Origin of the sequence: Bradyrhizobium sp. USDA 241, assembly GCF_049739505.1 — a bacterium.
Taxonomy (GTDB): domain Bacteria; phylum Pseudomonadota; class Alphaproteobacteria; order Rhizobiales; family Xanthobacteraceae; genus Bradyrhizobium; species Bradyrhizobium liaoningense.
This window is the reverse complement of record NZ_JBMGPZ010000005.1, coordinates 1-16,376: the sequence shown is the minus strand read 5'-3', so window position 1 is coordinate 16,376 and position 16,376 is coordinate 1. Positions and strand designations below refer to the sequence as shown.

The following is a 16,376-nucleotide window of genomic DNA, read 5'->3' as shown; positions in this document are numbered from 1 at the left end:
CTGGCCTAATGACCGGCGTTTGATTGTGCCGACGCGCCGCCCGGCTTCAGAAACCGGACGATCAAGCAGTCTTCGCTCGCCGACCCGGTGCAGCAGTGCCGGCGCTCGATCTCTGATAGGCTCTCATTGAAGAGAGCGATCACCGTCTCAGCACCGGCAGCATGCCCCCAGCGTTGACATATTTCATCACGCGCAGACCCGAAAATGAGAGTCTCATCTGGCGCAAGCATACTCACCAGGTTGCGGATAGCCGCATGCATCTCGACGACGTCCCTGAGGTAGTAAAGAACCTCAGCCACGACAATCAAATCGAATTGCTCAGTGGTCGAGAACCGCTGAATGTCGCAGGTCACCCAACTAATATGTGACCATTTCCCGGTCCGCAGTCGCGTTCGCTCGATTGCCTGCGGCATGACATCCACGACCGTAAGTCGCTCGCATAGCGGCGCCAGCATCTCCGTGAATGCACCGGCTGCACATCCTACTTCGAGCGCAGACGCCGCATCTCCGTCGCGGCGCGACATCCGGAGCATTTGCGCGTATCGCTGCTGCTCGAACGCACTAGTGTCGAGGCGCCACGGGTCGTCGACAGCCAACTCTCGCTCTAATAACTGATGGTTTTCGTCCTGAGTCATCAGCCGACCACTTATTTGTAGACAGTCGAACGATCGCGACCGGAAACACTCTCCGTCGCCGCCAGGCTCGATGGAGGCTGCGATAACGCCGCCTTACGAATAGGAGCAGGCGCCCCCCTACACCAGCAGGACTTCGTCCGGCATTCGGGTGCAGGATGACAGGCTGTTTCCCCTCTTCCGTCGGCATATCGGTGACTTTCCGAGATAGCCAATCGCTATTGCTCAATGTACAAAGCGCATAGGCCTTCAAAGGCAGTAAGAGACAGATATTGATCGGCGTGTGGAGCGAGAAGCCGATAAACCGCAGCTCGCGGGCACGAAGCGCTGCCACACAGCACCGGACCGTAGTCATTGCAGCAATCGTCAATCCCGTCCACCAGGGTATAGAGCCATCGATCAGGAGCTGTGCGAGCGCAGCAAGTGATGAAATGGCGAGGAGCAATGGGCCGAGATTTTGCCCGATAACGTCTAGCGTCAAATAACCATCGAGCTCTGGCAGCAGGCGCCAAGCAAGAAACGTATCTCGAAAGGTACTTCGCGCCCAGCGGAGTTGCTGTCGTAGATATGGCCGAAGACTGTGCGGGACGACTGTGGCTGCTATGGCGTCCGGAACGTATTCGGTTCGAAACCCCGCCTTGAGCATGAGTATCGTTAGGTGGCGGTCCTCGCCGAAATCGCTCGGCTTCCCACGAAAGAATTGGGCTTCATATTGATCAAGAAGCAAGGCGAGCGCGGAACGCCGATACATGGCACATGGGCCGCAGCAACACATGACGGCACCGAAGCGCGCCTGTGCCGCGCGCTCTTCGTTGCACGCGAGCCAATATTCCATGTCGATCAGCCTGGTCAGCCAGGTCTGGTTGCGATTGCTCGCGATCAGCTGACCCATGGCCGCACCGATTCCCGGGTCATGCATCTTCAATACAAGCTTCGTGACGACGTCGGCAGCAAGTATCGTATCGGAATCGACGTTGAGAACCAGATCACCGGATGAGCTGCGTATCGCTGCGATCTGCGCCTTGCGCTTTCCCACATTGTTCGCCAACAAGATAAAACTGAATCTCGGATCGCTCGCATATATCCGGTGTACAGGCGCGACAACGTCGCGGTTTGCCGATCCGTCATCGACCACATATACCTGCATCTTTCCGGCGTAGTCTTGACTGGCAATCGACTCCAGACATTCGGCGAGTGTGTTCGGATTCTCGTTGAAGCACGGCACGATCACGTCCACAGCAGGAACGACCACCTCGGCTTGTCCAAGGTTGTCCAGCGATGAGTTGATCGCCGGCTGAGCATAAAGCGCTTGCACGCTCTTATAGATCGTCGATAGGAGCGCATAAGATGAAATGGCGGCAGCACTGGTCGTCGCGAGCAGGTCCATGGGGTGTCGTTTTTTCAGTGGAGTTGAGGGAGTGGACGGATTACAAACCCGCGCCGTTGTAGTGCTGGAATGAGATATGCCAGCGCCGTCCTGGTCTGATCGCGCAGCGTAGAGCCACTGGGCAATCCCTCCTCATCGGGAGGATATCCGTCGTGCAGGAGCACAATTGCACCCGGGCGTACGTTCGCCAGTACGGAATTCACAATTGCATCAACCCCGGGGCGGGACCAATCTCTAGGGTCGACCGACCAGTGCAGAGCCGTGAGACCAGCGCTCGCCGCCACTGCGAGCACATCTCGCGTCCATATGCCGTAAGGCGCTCGCATATGCCTGGGCGAGGCCAGCGGGCACGCCAGACGGATGGCTTCGCTCGCCGTCAGCACCTCGTCGTGTAGCTCCGTAGGTCCGCATCTGGATAGATCAGGATGGGTCATCGTATGGTTCGCAACCTCATGCCCTTCCGCAATCATTCGTCGGATGAGTTCAGGATGCTCCGTCGCGTACGTCCCGATGACGAAGAATGTCGCGGGGACCCGATGTTGCGCCAGGACATCGAGCACCTCTGGCGTACAAAATGGATTTGGCCCATCGTCAAAAGTCAAATGGACAGCTCGACTTCCGCCCGCGTCAGCGTAGTCGCAGCGGACAGTAGATAGGGTGGAACGCTCTGTCACAACTCAGGCCCGTTACGATCGATGACAGTCCCGGCCGGCCATTCGCTTATCGAGCGTCCGACCGGAAACACCACGACGATCACGTCTTCGATGCGCGTCGGCGATAAATTTGGATAGACATCCGGCAAGGTGGAGCGGACGCGAATGCCACGCATCAGGGTGGCGAGCCCCTGCCTTTCGACCAGTCGGGTCAAATGTTTTTCGAGGGCCGAGCGAACCGCGCCAAATCCGAATGGAACGCCGAGCTCCTGGAGTGCGGGATACATCACGCGCATTGCGTGGCCTATCCCGTGCCCCTCGAGATCGGGGCGCACCGCATACAACCCCAGTTCGGCCACAGGGAGATCGACTTCACCAACTTTGATGAAGCGGCGCAGTAGCCCGATGTGAGCCGCTACCCCGCGCGCGTCGTAACCAATTACGCGGAGCTCGGGTCTTGCTCCAGCCCAACTTCGGCTCCGCTCAAACGGCTGCGCATTGAACGCACCCGTCGGTCCGTAACTCTTGCGGAAGAACTCCGCGAGCTCGGCATGATCGGCGAGCTGCAGTTCACTTTCCCAACGAAGGCTCCACTGCACTTGAGCGCGCCCAGAAGATCCTTCCGCAGTCGGGGAGACGGCAATGTTCATGGCGAGCTTCCTTGCGCCGGTGGAATGAAGAGCGGGGATGGTCACGTCAATTCGCTATTCGCCGAACCGCCGATGAATGCTGAGATGCGCCGCCATGCTCTGTCGGAGCTCGGCACTGCTCGCCTACTCCGCGCCGCTGGCCTTTGCGCGACGGAGCGATCGCTTGATTGCACCCTCGTGCGGTTGATGCCGCGCTCACGATAAATCGGAAGCTGCCGACGAGGCGGTTGGGCTAGCCAGAACCTGTCTGCACCAGCGAGCTTTTGTGCCTGCAGTCGCATCGCCCTCCGGCACTTTGACGTCTGAGGGCCGGCCATCGGCGCGCAAGCCTCATCGATGGCGCATCGGAGCGGCATCAGATCACACTGGCTTTTATACATCTTCGACACGCCCCACATGCACTGGACAGGCGAGCCATTTGGAACGGCGCCTGGAATTCTTGGCATCCGCAACCTGCGTCTGCCTCTATTCTTCGACACTAGAATGAGGCTGAACGCGCCCTCAATTGTACGCGGGTAAACCTGAAATATGGAAACGGATGATATCCGCATACCAACGTTTATCGGGACGCACTTAGAGCTGGCCCCGCAAATTCGGACAGTAGCTTGAGTGGATTTTCTGCCTGACAGCGGCGAGGATTCTTGCTGCGAATCAGGAGCGAAGATGACGAAGAAGAGCCGCCGGACGCATTCTCCGGCATTCAAGGCGAAGGTTGCTTTGGCTGCGGTCAAAGGCGACAAGACACTGGCGGAGCTGGCGCAACTGTTTGATGTTCATCCGAACCAGATCACGATCTGGAAAAACCAGCTCCTGGAAGGCGCCGCCGGCGTGTTTGGGCATGACAAGACATCGGCCGAGACGCCGGTCGATTTGAAGGCGTTACATGCCAAGATCGGCGAGCTGGCGTTGGAAAACGATTTTTTGTCCGGCGCGCTCACCAAGGCGGGCCTGCTGAGCGCAAAGCGATGATCGACCGCGATCATGATCTTTCTATCGTGCGCCAGGCGAAGGTCCTGAAGCTGGCTCGCAGCACGGTCTACTATGAACCTCGGCCAGTTTCGGCCGAGGACCTTGCCTTGATGCGTCGGCTCGATGAGCTGCATCTCGATTATCCCTGAGCTATGGCTGATTTTGGGTGACGCGGCCTGATCAGGCGGCGTGGCTTTCAGTGTTCGGAATGACTTCGATTCCGTCGATGAACTTTACACCGGCGATGACTTTCGGCAACTGGTTCGTGCTCTTCAATCGCCGCCAGGTCTTCGATGCGGCGTCGATGAGCTTGAACACCATCAGCTTCGCAGTTTGTTGCGACAGCGATCCCTTGGTCCGCACCGTTCGGTGGCGCACCGTGGCGAAGACGCTCTCGATCGGGTTCGAGCTGCGTAGGTGGATCCAGTGCTCAGCAGGGAAGTCGAAGAAGGCGAGCAGCGCATGGCGATCCTTGATCAGGCACTCCACCGCACGTCCGTATTTGACGTGGTATTTCTCGACGAAGACGTCGATCGCGGTTTCAGCTTCGGCCCGGTGTGGGGCCAGATAGATGTTCCGCAGGTCGTTCTTCATGGGGCCCTGCACGGATTTGGCGACCTTGTCGAGTACGTTGCTCACTTTATGGCACCAGCATCGTTGGTGCCGCGTGCCGGGAAAGGCCTCGTCCAGTGCCTTCCAGAAGCCGAGGGCGCCGTCGCCGATGGCGAGTTGCGGGGCAATCCGTAACCCGCGTTGCCGCAGGTCGATCAGGAGTTCGCGCCAGCTCTGCGCGCTCTCGCGCACGCCGACCTGGAAGCCGATCAGCTCCTTCTTGCCTTCCGGCGTGGTGCCAATCAGCACCAGCATGCATTCGCTGTGATCTTCCATGCGGGCCTGCAGGTACACGCCATCGGCCCAGATGTAGACATAGCGACGCGCCGACAGATCGCGTCTCTGCCAGCGTTCGTACTCGACCTGCCAATCGGCCTTCAGGCCGGCGATCACCGAAGGCGACAGGTTCGGCGCATCCTTGCCGAGCAGCGCCGAGAGCGCCTCCTGGAAGTCGCCGGTCGAGATGCCGCGCAAATAGAGGACCGGGATCAAGGCATCCAGGCTCTTCGTCCGCCGCGCCCATAGCGGCAGGATTGCCGAACTGAAGCGGAGGCGGTCGCCTGGCCCGCTCGCTCCGCGGTCGCGGACCTTGGGACGAGCGACCTCCACCGGACCGATGCCGGTCGCAATCTCGCGCACCGGACCGTGCCCATGTCGGACCAGGCGCGCTCGACCGTCGGGCAGCGTCAGATTGGCCGTGCTGGCCAGAAACGCGCCAACCTCGATCTCGATCGCCCTGGCAAGCAGGTCCCGCGCGCCGGCACGAACGATATCGGTCAGTGGATCATCAACCGCGGACGGCTGACGGAAAGCAAGAACATTGGTAGTCTCGGTCATGGCGTATCGCTCTCCTCGAGAGGTTCTGGCAGGCTCGTCACCCGCCTCGATACGCCGCCTTCCTCACACCGTCATCACCCAGATTCCGCCATAGCTCATTATCCCTTCGCGGGAGCGCGTATGCTGCGATCGTTGCTGCGGCGGGAGGGCGTATACGCCGGTCGCCGCCACATCGCGACGCTGATGAAGCGCATGGGGATCGAGGCGGTCTATCGTCGCCCGAACACGAGCAAGCCGGCTCCGGGTCACAAGATCTACCCGTACCTGTTGCGCGGATTGAAGATCGAGCGGCCCGACCATGCGTGGGCAATGGACATCACCTACATTCCGAGAGCTATGCGGGATTTTGGGTGACGAGGCGATCAGGCGGCGTGGTTTTCCGGCACTTGGATGACCTCGATGCCGTTTTCGAATCTGACACCTGCGCTGACCTTCGGCAACTGATTTGTGCCTTTCAGCCGCCGCCAGGTCTTTGATGCGGCGCAGAGCAGCTTGAACACCATCAACTTGGCAGTCGTTGACGATAACGAACCTTTCGTGCGCACCGTTCTGTGCCGGACCGTCGCGAACACGCTTTCGATGGGATTCGTCGTCCGCAAGTGGTCCCAATGCTCGGCGGGGAATTCGTAGAACGCAAGCATTGCGTCGCGATCTTTCGTCAGGCACTCGACCGCCTTGTCGTACTTCGCTCCGTATTTCTCGGCAAAGACATCGATCGCCACTTCGGCCGAAGCTCGGTTGGACGCCAAATAGACCTCGCGCAGATCCTTCTTCATGCTGGCCTGTACCGACACTGCGACTTTGTTCAAGATATTCGCGGTTTTGTGCACCCAGCACCGCTGATGTCGCGTGGCGGGAAAGACCTCGTCGAGCGCCTTCCAGAAGCCGAGCGCGCCGTCACCGACGGCGATTTCCGGGGCGATCTTCAGCCCTCGGGTTTTCGCCTCGACGAGCAGTTCGTGCCAGCTCTGCGTGCTCTCGCGCACGCCGACCTGGAAGCCGATGAGTTCCTTCTTGCCTTCCGGCGTCGCGCCGATCAGCACCAGCATGCATTCGCTGTGGTCTTCCATGCGAGCCTGCAGGAAGACGCCGTCCGCCCACACGTATACGTACCGGCGCGCCGACAGATCGCGCTTCTGCCAACGCTCGTACTCGAGCTGCCACTCCGTCGTCAGTCTGGAAACCACCGCCGGAGAAAGATTCGGCGCATCCTTGCCCAAGAGCGCCGCCAGCGCCTCCTGGAAGTCGCCCGTCGAGATGCCTCGCAGGTACAGAACCGGCAAAAGTGCATCCAAGCTCTTCGTGCGCCGTGCCCACAACGGCAGGATCGCCGAGGTGAAGCGGATCCGCTCGCCATCGCTGGTCACCGCGCGATCGCGAATCTTTACCCGGGCGACTTCGACGGCGCCGATCCCCGTCTGGATCGTCCGCACTGGACCATGGCCGTGTCGCACGAGGCGGTCGCGGCCATCGGGAAGCTTCAAGCCCTTCATCGCGGCGAGAAACGCCTCGGCTTCCATCTCGACAGCCTGCGCAAGCAGCTGCCGAGCTCCAGATCGCAAAATATTCGTCAGTGGATCGTCGATCTCATCGGGCTGACGCAGTGGGACAATGTTGCTATGCTCGTTCATGGCGTATCGCTCTCCTTGAGGTTCTGGCAGGCTCGACACCCGCCTCGATACGCCGCCTATCTCATTCCGTCATCACCCAGTTTCCCGCATAGCTCACATTCCGATGCGGCGTGGCTTCGTCTATCTCGCGGCGGTCGTCGATGTGTTCAGCCGACGGGTCCTGGCCCATCGCGTCTCGATCACAATGGAGGCGGCCTTCTGCGTCGAAGCGGTCCAGGAGGCGTTGGCGAAGCACGGCAGGCCCGAGATTTTCAACACGGATCAGGGCAGCCAGTTCACCAGCCTCGAGTTCACCGATGTGCTGCTGGACGCGAAGATCGCCATCAGCATGGACGGCAAGGGCGCCTGGCGCGACAACGTGTTTGTCGAGCGGCTCTGGCGCACGGTCAAATACGAAGAAGTATATCTCCGCGCCTACGACAGCGTGTCCGAGGCGCGAGCGTCAATTGCCAAGTATCTGGCCTTCTACAATCAGGGACGCCCTCACTCGAGCCTTGACGGGCGCACGCCCGACGAGGCTTACTTCGGCACGCAAGCTATGGTGATGGCCGCATGACCGTCGCCGACGGTTTTGTCGTCGCTCTGGTCGGGCTACGCCCTCCCGACGCAACGACAAAACCGTAAAGCCCCGCGTTCAGCATAACCCGGCAGGAATCCACTTAAATCCAGCGGGGCGCTGTCCAAACAACCGGGGCCAGCTCTCTTGGCGTTCGAACGGCCACGCTTAAGGAGAAACAACAACGCGCGCCCATGGTGCGCTCCCACGTCTGGGAGCTCTTCTCTTAGCTCACGTGAACTACCGGAAACCATCGTGGCGCGTCTAATTGCTTTTTCCAAACTTCAGTTTGCTATCCAACCTCCCCCAGTTTGGTAAAATCGATTGTTTCGATAGAACACATCCACACGATGGATAGACTCATCACATGCGGTTCAAGGGACTTGATCTAAATCTTCTCGTTGCGCTCGACGCCGTGATGACGGCGCGCAACCTCACAGCGGCGGCTCGCAAAATCAATCTGAGCCAGCCTGCTATGAGCGCTGCGATCGCACGGCTGCGCACCTATTTCCGCGATGAACTCTTTACTATGAGAGGTCGCGAACTCGTCCCGACACCTGGCGCGGAAGCGCTTGCAGGTCCGGTTCGCGAGGCCCTGCTGCACATCCAGCTCTCAATCATATCGCGGGACGCGCTCGACCCTGCTCAATCGAGCCGACGCTTCAGGGTCATTCTCTCAGATTTCATGACGATCGTTTTTTTCCGCAGAATTGTGGACCGCATGGCGCAAGAAGCCCCCGCGGTGCGCTTCGAACTGCTGCCATTTTCTGATGAACCGGATGAGCTGCTGCGGCGGGGCGAGGTCGACTTTCTCATTCTGCCGGAACTTTTCATGTCGAGCGCGCACCCTAAGGCGACGCTGTTCGACGAGAGCCTCGTATGCGTCGGATGCCGCGCGAACAAGCAGCTATCCCGGCAGCTTACGTTCGAACAATACATCTCGATGGGGCACGTTACTGCCAAGTTCGGACGCGCACTGAGACCGAACCTCGAAGAATGGTTTTTGCTTGAGCACGGCCTGAGGAGACGAATTGAGGTCGTCGTGCAGGGCTTTAGCCTGATTCCGCCCCTGTTGCTAGACACGAGCCGTATCGGCACGATGCCCTTACGACTGGCCAGGCACTTCGAAAAGCGGATGCCGTTGCGGATCATCCAACCGCCCCTCCCCCTGCCCACATTCACAGAGGCCCTGCAGTGGCCCTCATTCCACAATACCGACCCCGCGAGCATCTGGATGCGTCGGATATTGCTCGAGGAAGCATCCAACATGGCATCTGGGGACCAGGAGCCTCCAACTCGCAGGCGCTGTTAGGCTTACCTTAAGCTGCGCTCTGAACATCCCCGGCACACTGTAGAACCTTCGACGTGCCCCGTTTTCTTTCGTCTCTCCAGGGTATGGAGGTGAGAAGGAGCCAGAGACGCGCAATGCGACGATCGGTCGCGAAGCCTTTTCCAGTTGTGCGCGTGGTGACCTCGAAGGTGCGGTTTGATGCGCTCACGACGCATTCAGGCTACGTCCGGCAACCATCGCAGAAGAATATGCCTCCCGTGCAAATGTTTGGCTCTATCACTAAAATGTCTTGAACCGCACATTGCGTCAGGTTGTAGGTTGCTCTCGTGACAAGCGCTGCACGACCCAGCTGTCGACACCGCGCTTTGGCACGCTGACGAACACTGGGCTGATCTGCCATCAGCGGACTGAACGACCCTGCTGCGTGGCCGGCCGGAACCGGCAAGACCAATTAGCTTGGAGCTCCCGACGCTTTCCCGCCGCTGCCGATCGGCTTTCCGCTTGCTCTCCATTGTTGCGGTCATCTCGCAAGCTTCCTTTCCCGGGCGCAGGAATGAGCCGATGTCCATTGGGGCGGGCCAAGACGATTGCTCCAGGCGCTGGCGCCACCGCACGCTATTGCGCAGCAACGACGTTTGTGCCGGATAGGAAGAGATGCGTTTCAAAGGTCTGGATCTAAATCTTCTGGTCGCGCTGGATGCTCTAATAACTGAGCGCAACCTCTCGTCAGCCGCACGCAAGATCAATCTTAGTCAGCCGGCAATGAGCGCAGCCGTTGCCCGGCTGCGCAAGCATTTCCGTGATGAACTGTTTGGAATGAGGGGGCGCGAACTTGTCTTGAGCTCACGCGCGGAAGGGCTCGCGGCTCCTGTGCGCGAGGCTCTGATGCACATTGAACTCTCGATTATGGCCCGACATCCGTTCGACCCAGCTCGATTGAACCGCCGATTCAGGATCGTCCTTTCTGACTTCGTAACAGTTGTGCTCTTCCGAAATGTCGTAGCACGCGTCACGCGAGAAGCCCCCGCCGTCAGCTTCGAATTGGCTGCGCCGACCGATGAACACGAGCTGCTCCTCCGCCGCGGTGAAGTCGATTTTGTTATCCGGCCAGATTTTTTCATGTCCAGCACGCACCCCAGAGCGGCCCTTTTCGAGGAGCGACTCGTCTGCGTAGGCTGCTGCACCAATAGGGAATTACAACCCCGGCTTACATTCGATCGATATATGTCGATGGGTCACGTTGCAGTTAAGCACGGAGGTGCGCCCCGGACGCCAGTTGAGCATTCCTTTTTGACTGATCTCGGACCCACGCGGCGCATCGACATCCTCGTGCAGAGCTTCAGCATGATCCCGCCTCTCATAGTTGGGACGAACCGCATAGGCACGATGCCATTAGGGCTCGTGAGGCATTTCCAAAGAACGATGCCCCTTCGGATCGTTGAGCTTCCGCATCCATTCCCCGCCTTCACCGAGGCGGTCCAATGGCCCTCACTTCACAACAGCGACCCGGGAAGTCTGTGGATGAGGGACATTTTGTTGCAGGAGGCCACCCGCATGGCAACTACACAAGAGCTCCGTGTGACCAGCAGCCCGGAAGACGCGGAGCCCCCGGGACATTTCGTGCGATCCGTCTCACCGTTGCCGTAAGCACATTCGCGAAGTCTACGAACCTCACATTCCAACACTTGTCTCAACACACAATTCCTGCTCGCCTGGCTTGCTCTTATTGCCGGGGGAAAGGATCCTTGCGGCAGGCAAGAGGCGCTTTCGCTCTTCGCACCTCCGCCTCGGGGGCGAGAAACGGCAGACTGCCGACTTGATGCTTTTAGGGACGGGAACGGAACGGGGCCGGCGAGCGACGGAGCAATGCCTTCGCACTGAAGCTAGGCGTTTACGTTGCAACGGCCGCGGCAGGGCGCAGCTCTCTCAAGAAGGTAGGCCAGGCACGGAGCTCTTGCCGTCAACTCCCTGGGTCGGTAGTTGCTCCCGATGAACGGAGATGATCAGCTTATTCGGATTCCTACCACCGTTCATTGTGAGCATAGAGATCGTCGGACTTGCCGTGCCGTCGAAGCTAGTACCCGGAATCAGAGCTGAGTGATACGGCGGCCTTTGAAACGGCGTTGACGGACCTTTTTCTTGGTCCAGACGAAGGGCTCGGCTCTGTCGTTGTATGCGTTGACGTAGGCATCGATGTGTTCCTGAAGCTGCTTGAGGCTCGTGAAGGAGGTGCCGCTGAGCGACTGCCCCTGCAAGATGGAAAACCATACTTCGACCTGATTGAGCCATGACGCACTTGTCGGCGTGAAATGAAATTGCACGTTGGGGTGGGCCTTGAGCCAGTCCTCGTTCTTTTTATGGGTGTTGAGGTTGTCGAGGATGACGTGAAGCTTGCGGTTCGGAAAAGCCGCGGTGACGCTGTTCATGAAATCGAGAAACTCGACGCGGCGCCGGCGTTTTGAATGGGTCGCGATGATCTTTCCGGTGGCGACTTCGAGCGCCGCAAACAATGTTGTGGTGCCATGCCGCTTGTAATCGTGGCTTTGGCCGGTCAAGGCGCGGCCATTGGGCAACTTCAGATAACCCTGCGCTCGCTCCAAAGCCTGGATCGAGGGCTTCTCGTCCACGCACAGCACAATGGCCTTCGCCGGCGGCGCGACATAGAGGCCGACAACATCGGCGGCTTTGGCCGTAAAGTTCGGGTCGTTGCTCTCGCACCAGGACTTGCGAGCCACCAGGTCAATCTTGTGGCTGCGCAGGAACCGCCAGACATATTGGACATCGACATCGCCCAGCGCCTCGGCCAGCAGGGGGCCGGTCCAGCGCGCAAACCCTTGCGGTGGCGGCTTATCCAGCAGCTTCAGAATCCGCTTGTCGGTCGTCTTCGTATAGATCGGCTGCTTGCCAGGCCGCGGCTTGTCTTGCAGCCCTTCAAGGCCATGGTCGGCATAGCGATGCCGCCAAAGGCTGACAATCCGCGGCTGGACCCCAACTTCCTTGGCGATCGACCGGGTGCTGCGCCCATCCGCCGCCAACAGAACTATCCGCGCCCGCTTCAAATCGCGCTGCAACGTCACCGGTGAGCGACAGCACGCCTCAAGCACCTTGCGATCTTTCCTCGAAAGGTGGACTTCTCTTGCTTCGGGTATCATCCCGACCTTGAATCACGACTCACGTTCCAAGAAAAGTGGGTACTGCCATCGCGAACGCGTGTGGCCTGAACGCATCACACAGCAGCACATCACATCCTCATCGCTTTGCGCCGCAGGTATGACTTCTTTTGGCCCTACCGCAGCCAAACGTCTTGACGACGTGCGCTGCGCTTGACTCAATTTCAAACAAGGAGCTGAACGTTGAAGCTTTGCAGCGGGGTGTTCGATCCAGAAGAGCTATCTGCCCTCGGACGGCTTTATGACGGCGCCGTCGACGCGCTACCTCCGTCGATGCGGAGTCCAGAAAACTGCGCAGCAATCGCCAAACTTATCCTGGAGCGTACGGCGGCTGGCGAGGCTGAACTGGCACGCCTGGCGAACTTGTTGATCACCCTTTCTCCTGAGGGTTGATCAGCCGCCATTCTAAGGATAGTCACCACTCGCGCGCATGAATTAAAGGCGATTCAACTGGAGCTTAGAAATCCGCTTGAATCATACGTGACGTCAGGTTGTAGGCTTTGAAATTGAACAACATGAACAGAGTTACACCAAGACGGCGTCGATGGCGCATTGGCGAACTTGCAGAGGCGACCGGAGTAACGGTGCGCACGCTGCACCATTATGAGCACACTGGACTGCTAGCAGCGACAGAGCGCACTGAGGGCGGTCACCGGATGTATGACCGCGAAAGCGGGCAACGGGTTCATCAGATTCGCGCGCTGCGTGAGCTTGGCTTCTCGCTCGTGGAGATCCGTAAAGCTATGGAGGGGACGACCTCACTCACGGACTTGCTGCGCAAACATCTAGAGCGCATAGAAGTCCAAGTCGCGCGCACAACTCTGTTGCGCGACCGTTTGCGCAACATGACCATCGACAGCGAGGCGCAGGTAAGTGTGGATGAGCTGCCTGCCACCCTGAACGCCATGTCGCGCGCCGAGACGCGGAGTCAGACGTCCCGGTGCACCTGCAATTTAGCTGCGGAGCGAGAGGACCGCTGGCGGCGAATCCGTGATGATCTTCGCGACTGCATGGATGGGGGCGAGCACCCTTGCGGAGAGCGCGCAAAGGCTGTCGCGGTTGCAGCACGCTTGCTGATCAGCGAAATCGCCGGCGACGATTCACGTGTTTCGATGATCCTGAAGGTACTTGCACGATTAAGCGCGCCCCGCAGTCTGGCTGGTTGGGATCCCTGTCTAATGCAATATCTCGATCTTGCCCTTGGCGGATTGGAGGATCAGCCTTACTGACGCATTCATGGCGGGTTCCACACGCCGGTTAGGGCAAGCTAAGAAACGCTAGGTGAACCGGCCGCTCTCCGACGCGGCTTGGAGTTTTACGGAATCAAACGGAAGGATTGTCACCGCCGGTCGATCCGCGTCCCTGACGCCTCCATCGCTCTTCCCAAAAGGGCTTGATCCGCGCGTAACGTCAAGTTGTAGATCTTACCGTAGTTGGCGGCTCGCCCGGCCAACGCAGGTTTGCCCAGCAAGCAACGCCTGTCTACAGGCGTGGTTGACTACAACCAGTTGCGGTTCACTTCAGGTGAGCATTGGAAGCTCTACAATGGTAAATAAGCGGCATGCCTCTCTTGCGCCTGCGGCGCTTCTCTTCTGCGCTCTCGTCGCTCCGTCTGCGCGCGGCTCTGAAATAAAGATCGCCGTGGCTGGCCCAATGACCGGAAGCAGCGCTGCATTCGGCGCGCAAATGCGCGATGGTGCGGCTGCGGCGGTCGAGGTCCTGAACGCCTCAGGCCAGCTTCCCGATAATGCCAAAACTATATTGAGCGTCGCTGACGACGCCTGCGACCCGAGGCAAGCTGTCGCAGTCGCGAATAAGCTCACGACAGAGCGGATCCTGTTGGTGGTTGGCCATTTTTGTTCCTCTTCGTCGATCCCGGCCTCCGACATCTACGCGAAGCTGGCATCGTCCAGGTGTTACCAGGCTTGTCAACTCCTCAACTAACAGAGCACGGCCTTGAGACTGTCTTTCGGATCTGCGGCCCGACGACCAACAGGGAGCCGTTGCCGCCGAGTACATTCACACGAATTATCGCCTCGAGAAAATCGCGGTGCTGGACGACAAGAGGACTGCTGGCAGGGGGATTGTCGACGTGGTTGAAGCCCGGCTTCATCGATTGGGACGGCAGGTGAGCCGGCAAAGCTATGTTGCCGGTGAAAGGGGCTTCAGAGCCTTGCTCTCAAGAATGGAGAAGGACCGGCTGCGCGTCGCCTATATCGGCGGCTACCACACCGAAGTCGGATTGTTGGTACGCCAGGCAGCAGAAGCAAAAGCAGACCTCACGGTCATGGCGAACGATCCGCTGATGACCTCCGAATTCTGGGCCATTACCGGCAGCGCTGGGAATGGCACATTGTTTACCTTCATGCCCAACCCCGCTGGGAACGCCAATGCTGCCAGTGCGGTCGCCGGACTCAAAGCTTCCGGGCTGCCCGGTGAAGGCTACACACTATACGCTTGTGCCGCTGTGCAAGCCTGGGCAGAGGCGGTGAACCGGAGCGGCTCCTTCAATGCTGACCGGGTCGCCAGCGCGCTTCGTTCCCGACCGATCGACCGGTTCGACAAAAGGAGGGACAACTCGGCTTCTGGATTTTTGGTTTATCGCTGGCGCGACGGTCATGTCGAGCGTGTCAAGAAGTACTGATTTTCATGCAACGCAGCATTCCCCACGCGAAGTATCTCGAATGATGAGACGCCCTCAGAACGTTGTCGCAGCAATGCTCGCTAGCGCTTTTATATTCGCTGCTTTTGCAGCGTTTTTCGCGCTCGCTGCGGCGCTCGCAGAGCTACCGAGCGCCGCCCTGCCGAAGGTGCTACGCCCGATGATAGACAAATAGCAGCCCCCTTGTCTGATCCCGTCTGCAGCACTGGCCTCGGAGGCGGCCATTTACCGTTCTGCTAGGTTTGAAGGCATGCCCCTTATGCAGCCAGTGATCGAAGGTTGAGGACTAGGAAAGCGAAGCTAACGATTCTTTATGGACAAGCACGGATTTTGTTGGAGGCGTTCGCCTTCTGTCAGATTCGTGCCCGACCAGCATCTACGCATTCTCTAGCCTGGATTATATCGCGCAATCTCAGATCCACGAATGGAAGAGACAGCGGGACGGCACGAAGCAATCAGGCCCACTACCTAGACTATAGCCGAGTATACGGGTAGCGAGAGCTGGTGGATAGCCGGCGCCGGGATGCATGTCTCTCTTGGCCGCGGGGGCACCAAGGTTTTGGCGTCCAAGTCAACGCTACTCGTTCCGCTACTTCGTGCGCTCTCAAGAGCTATGCGGGATTTTGGGTGACGAGGCGATCAGGCGGCGTGGTTTTCCGGCACTTGGATGACCTCGATGCCGTTTTCGAATCTGACACCTGCGCTGACCTTCGGCAACTGATTTGTGCCTTTCAGCCGCCGCCAGGTCTTTGATGCGGCGCAGAGCAGCTTGAACACCATCAACTTGGCAGTCGTTGACGATAACGAACCTTTCGTGCGCACCGTTCTGTGCCGGACCGTCGCGAACACGCTTTCGATGGGATTCGTCGTCCGCAAGTGGTCCCAATGCTCGGCGGGGAATTCGTAGAACGCAAGCATTGCGTCGCGATCTTTCGTCAGGCACTCGACCGCCTTGTCGTACTTCGCTCCGTATTTCTCGGCAAAGACATCGATCGCCACTTCGGCCGAAGCTCGGTTGGACGCCAAATAGACCTCGCGCAGATCCTTCTTGAGCTATGGCTGATTTTGGGTGACGCGGCCTGATCAGGCGGCGTGGCTTTCAGTGTTCGGAATGACTTCGATTCCGTCGATGAACTTTACACCGGCGATGACTTTCGGCAACTGGTTCGTGCTCTTCAATCGCCGCCAGGTCTTCGATGCGGCGTCGATGAGCTTGAACACCATCAGCTTCGCAGTTTGTTGCGACAGCGATCCCTTGGTCCGCACCGTTCGGTGGCGCACCGTGGCGAAGACGCTCTCGATCGGGTTCGAGCTGCGTAGGCCCCG

At 59.0% G+C, this 16,376-nt stretch carries 12 protein-coding genes and 5 pseudogenes; 8 read left to right on the top strand and 9 right to left on the bottom strand.

The features are described from left to right. Positions 1-5 precede the first annotated feature (5 nt). From nodS to ABIF91_RS21785, 4 genes are read right to left on the bottom strand one after another with little or no spacing between them, the layout of a single operon-like run. Positions 6-635 carry a nodulation methyltransferase NodS gene (gene nodS, locus ABIF91_RS21800; RefSeq protein WP_014497813.1) on the bottom strand — a complete coding sequence of 210 codons (630 nt, stop codon included), beginning with the start codon at positions 633-635 and terminating at the stop codon, positions 6-8. Then, positions 562-2,019 (bottom strand): chitooligosaccharide synthase NodC, encoded by a 1,458-nt coding sequence (nodC, locus tag ABIF91_RS21795; protein WP_035718548.1) that lies wholly within the window; start codon positions 2,017-2,019, stop codon positions 562-564. The genes nodS and nodC overlap by 74 nt, the downstream gene beginning before the upstream one ends. A gap of 14 nt (positions 2,020-2,033) precedes the next feature. Beyond that, positions 2,034-2,693, bottom strand: coding sequence for a chitooligosaccharide deacetylase NodB (gene nodB / locus ABIF91_RS21790; protein ID WP_011084823.1), 660 nt, complete (start codon positions 2,691-2,693; stop codon positions 2,034-2,036). Then, positions 2,690-3,322 carry a NodA family N-acyltransferase gene (locus tag ABIF91_RS21785; protein WP_011084822.1) on the bottom strand — a complete coding sequence of 211 codons (633 nt, stop codon included), beginning with the start codon at positions 3,320-3,322 and terminating at the stop codon, positions 2,690-2,692. The genes nodB and ABIF91_RS21785 overlap by 4 nt, the downstream gene beginning before the upstream one ends. A gap of 663 nt (positions 3,323-3,985) precedes the next feature. Here ABIF91_RS21785 and ABIF91_RS21780 point away from each other — a divergent pair. Next, positions 3,986-4,437, top strand: a pseudogene (locus ABIF91_RS21780) (IS3-like element ISRj2 family transposase); the annotation flags it as partial. Between the two features lie 34 nt (positions 4,438-4,471). On the opposite strand, the gene ABIF91_RS21775 reads toward ABIF91_RS21780, so the two are convergent. Beyond that, entirely contained in the window at positions 4,472-5,740 is a 1,269-nt protein-coding gene (locus ABIF91_RS21775) for an IS256 family transposase (protein WP_038952271.1), read from the bottom strand. Positions 5,741-5,839: 99 nt separating this feature from the next. Here ABIF91_RS21775 and ABIF91_RS21770 point away from each other — a divergent pair. Next, positions 5,840-6,070, top strand: a pseudogene (locus ABIF91_RS21770) (IS3 family transposase); the annotation flags it as partial. 32 nt (positions 6,071-6,102) lie between these two features. Here ABIF91_RS21770 and ABIF91_RS21765 read toward each other — a convergent pair. Further along, positions 6,103-7,371 (bottom strand): IS256 family transposase, encoded by a 1,269-nt coding sequence (locus ABIF91_RS21765; RefSeq protein ID WP_014497957.1) that lies wholly within the window; start codon positions 7,369-7,371, stop codon positions 6,103-6,105. Positions 7,372-7,459: 88 nt separating this feature from the next. Here ABIF91_RS21765 and ABIF91_RS21760 point away from each other — a divergent pair. The 3 genes and pseudogenes from ABIF91_RS21760 to nodD2 all read left to right on the top strand — a co-directional run. Further along, a pseudogene (locus tag ABIF91_RS21760) lies at positions 7,460-7,927 on the top strand (IS3-like element ISRj2 family transposase); the annotation flags it as partial. A gap of 367 nt (positions 7,928-8,294) precedes the next feature. Next, complete coding sequence (gene nodD1, locus ABIF91_RS21755) at positions 8,295-9,239, top strand: transcriptional regulator NodD1 (protein WP_018646994.1); 945 nt, start codon at positions 8,295-8,297, stop codon at positions 9,237-9,239. Positions 9,240-9,872: 633 nt separating this feature from the next. Then, on the top strand, positions 9,873-10,865 hold the full coding sequence (nodD2, locus tag ABIF91_RS21750) for a transcriptional regulator NodD2 (protein ID WP_035696200.1): 993 nt from the start codon (positions 9,873-9,875) through the stop codon (positions 10,863-10,865). Between the two features lie 440 nt (positions 10,866-11,305). Here the strand turns inward: nodD2 and ABIF91_RS21745 are convergent, their stop codons facing one another. Continuing rightward, a complete protein-coding gene (locus tag ABIF91_RS21745) occupies positions 11,306-12,370 on the bottom strand; it encodes an IS630-like element ISRj1 family transposase (protein WP_026192128.1) in 1,065 nt (354 codons plus the stop codon). A gap of 533 nt (positions 12,371-12,903) precedes the next feature. On the opposite strand from ABIF91_RS21745, the gene ABIF91_RS21740 reads away from it, so the two are divergent. The 3 genes from ABIF91_RS21740 (at position 12,904) to ABIF91_RS21730 (ending at position 15,032) form a co-directional block, all read left to right on the top strand. Continuing rightward, positions 12,904-13,617, top strand: coding sequence for a MerR family transcriptional regulator (locus tag ABIF91_RS21740; protein WP_424579810.1), 714 nt, complete (start codon positions 12,904-12,906; stop codon positions 13,615-13,617). Between the two features lie 316 nt (positions 13,618-13,933). Further along, positions 13,934-14,332, top strand: a complete 399-nt coding sequence (locus tag ABIF91_RS21735) for an ABC transporter substrate-binding protein (RefSeq protein ID WP_424579382.1) — start codon at positions 13,934-13,936, stop codon at positions 14,330-14,332. Positions 14,333-14,363: 31 nt separating this feature from the next. Further along, positions 14,364-15,032, top strand: a complete 669-nt coding sequence (locus ABIF91_RS21730; protein ID WP_080670247.1) for a branched-chain amino acid ABC transporter substrate-binding protein — start codon at positions 14,364-14,366, stop codon at positions 15,030-15,032. Positions 15,033-15,689: 657 nt separating this feature from the next. Here the strand turns inward: ABIF91_RS21730 and ABIF91_RS21725 are convergent. Together ABIF91_RS21725 and ABIF91_RS21720 are read right to left on the bottom strand one after the other, a co-directional pair. Further along, a pseudogene (locus tag ABIF91_RS21725) lies at positions 15,690-16,103 on the bottom strand (transposase); the annotation flags it as partial. Positions 16,104-16,133: 30 nt separating this feature from the next. Then, positions 16,134-16,376, bottom strand: a pseudogene (locus ABIF91_RS21720) (IS256 family transposase); the annotation flags it as partial.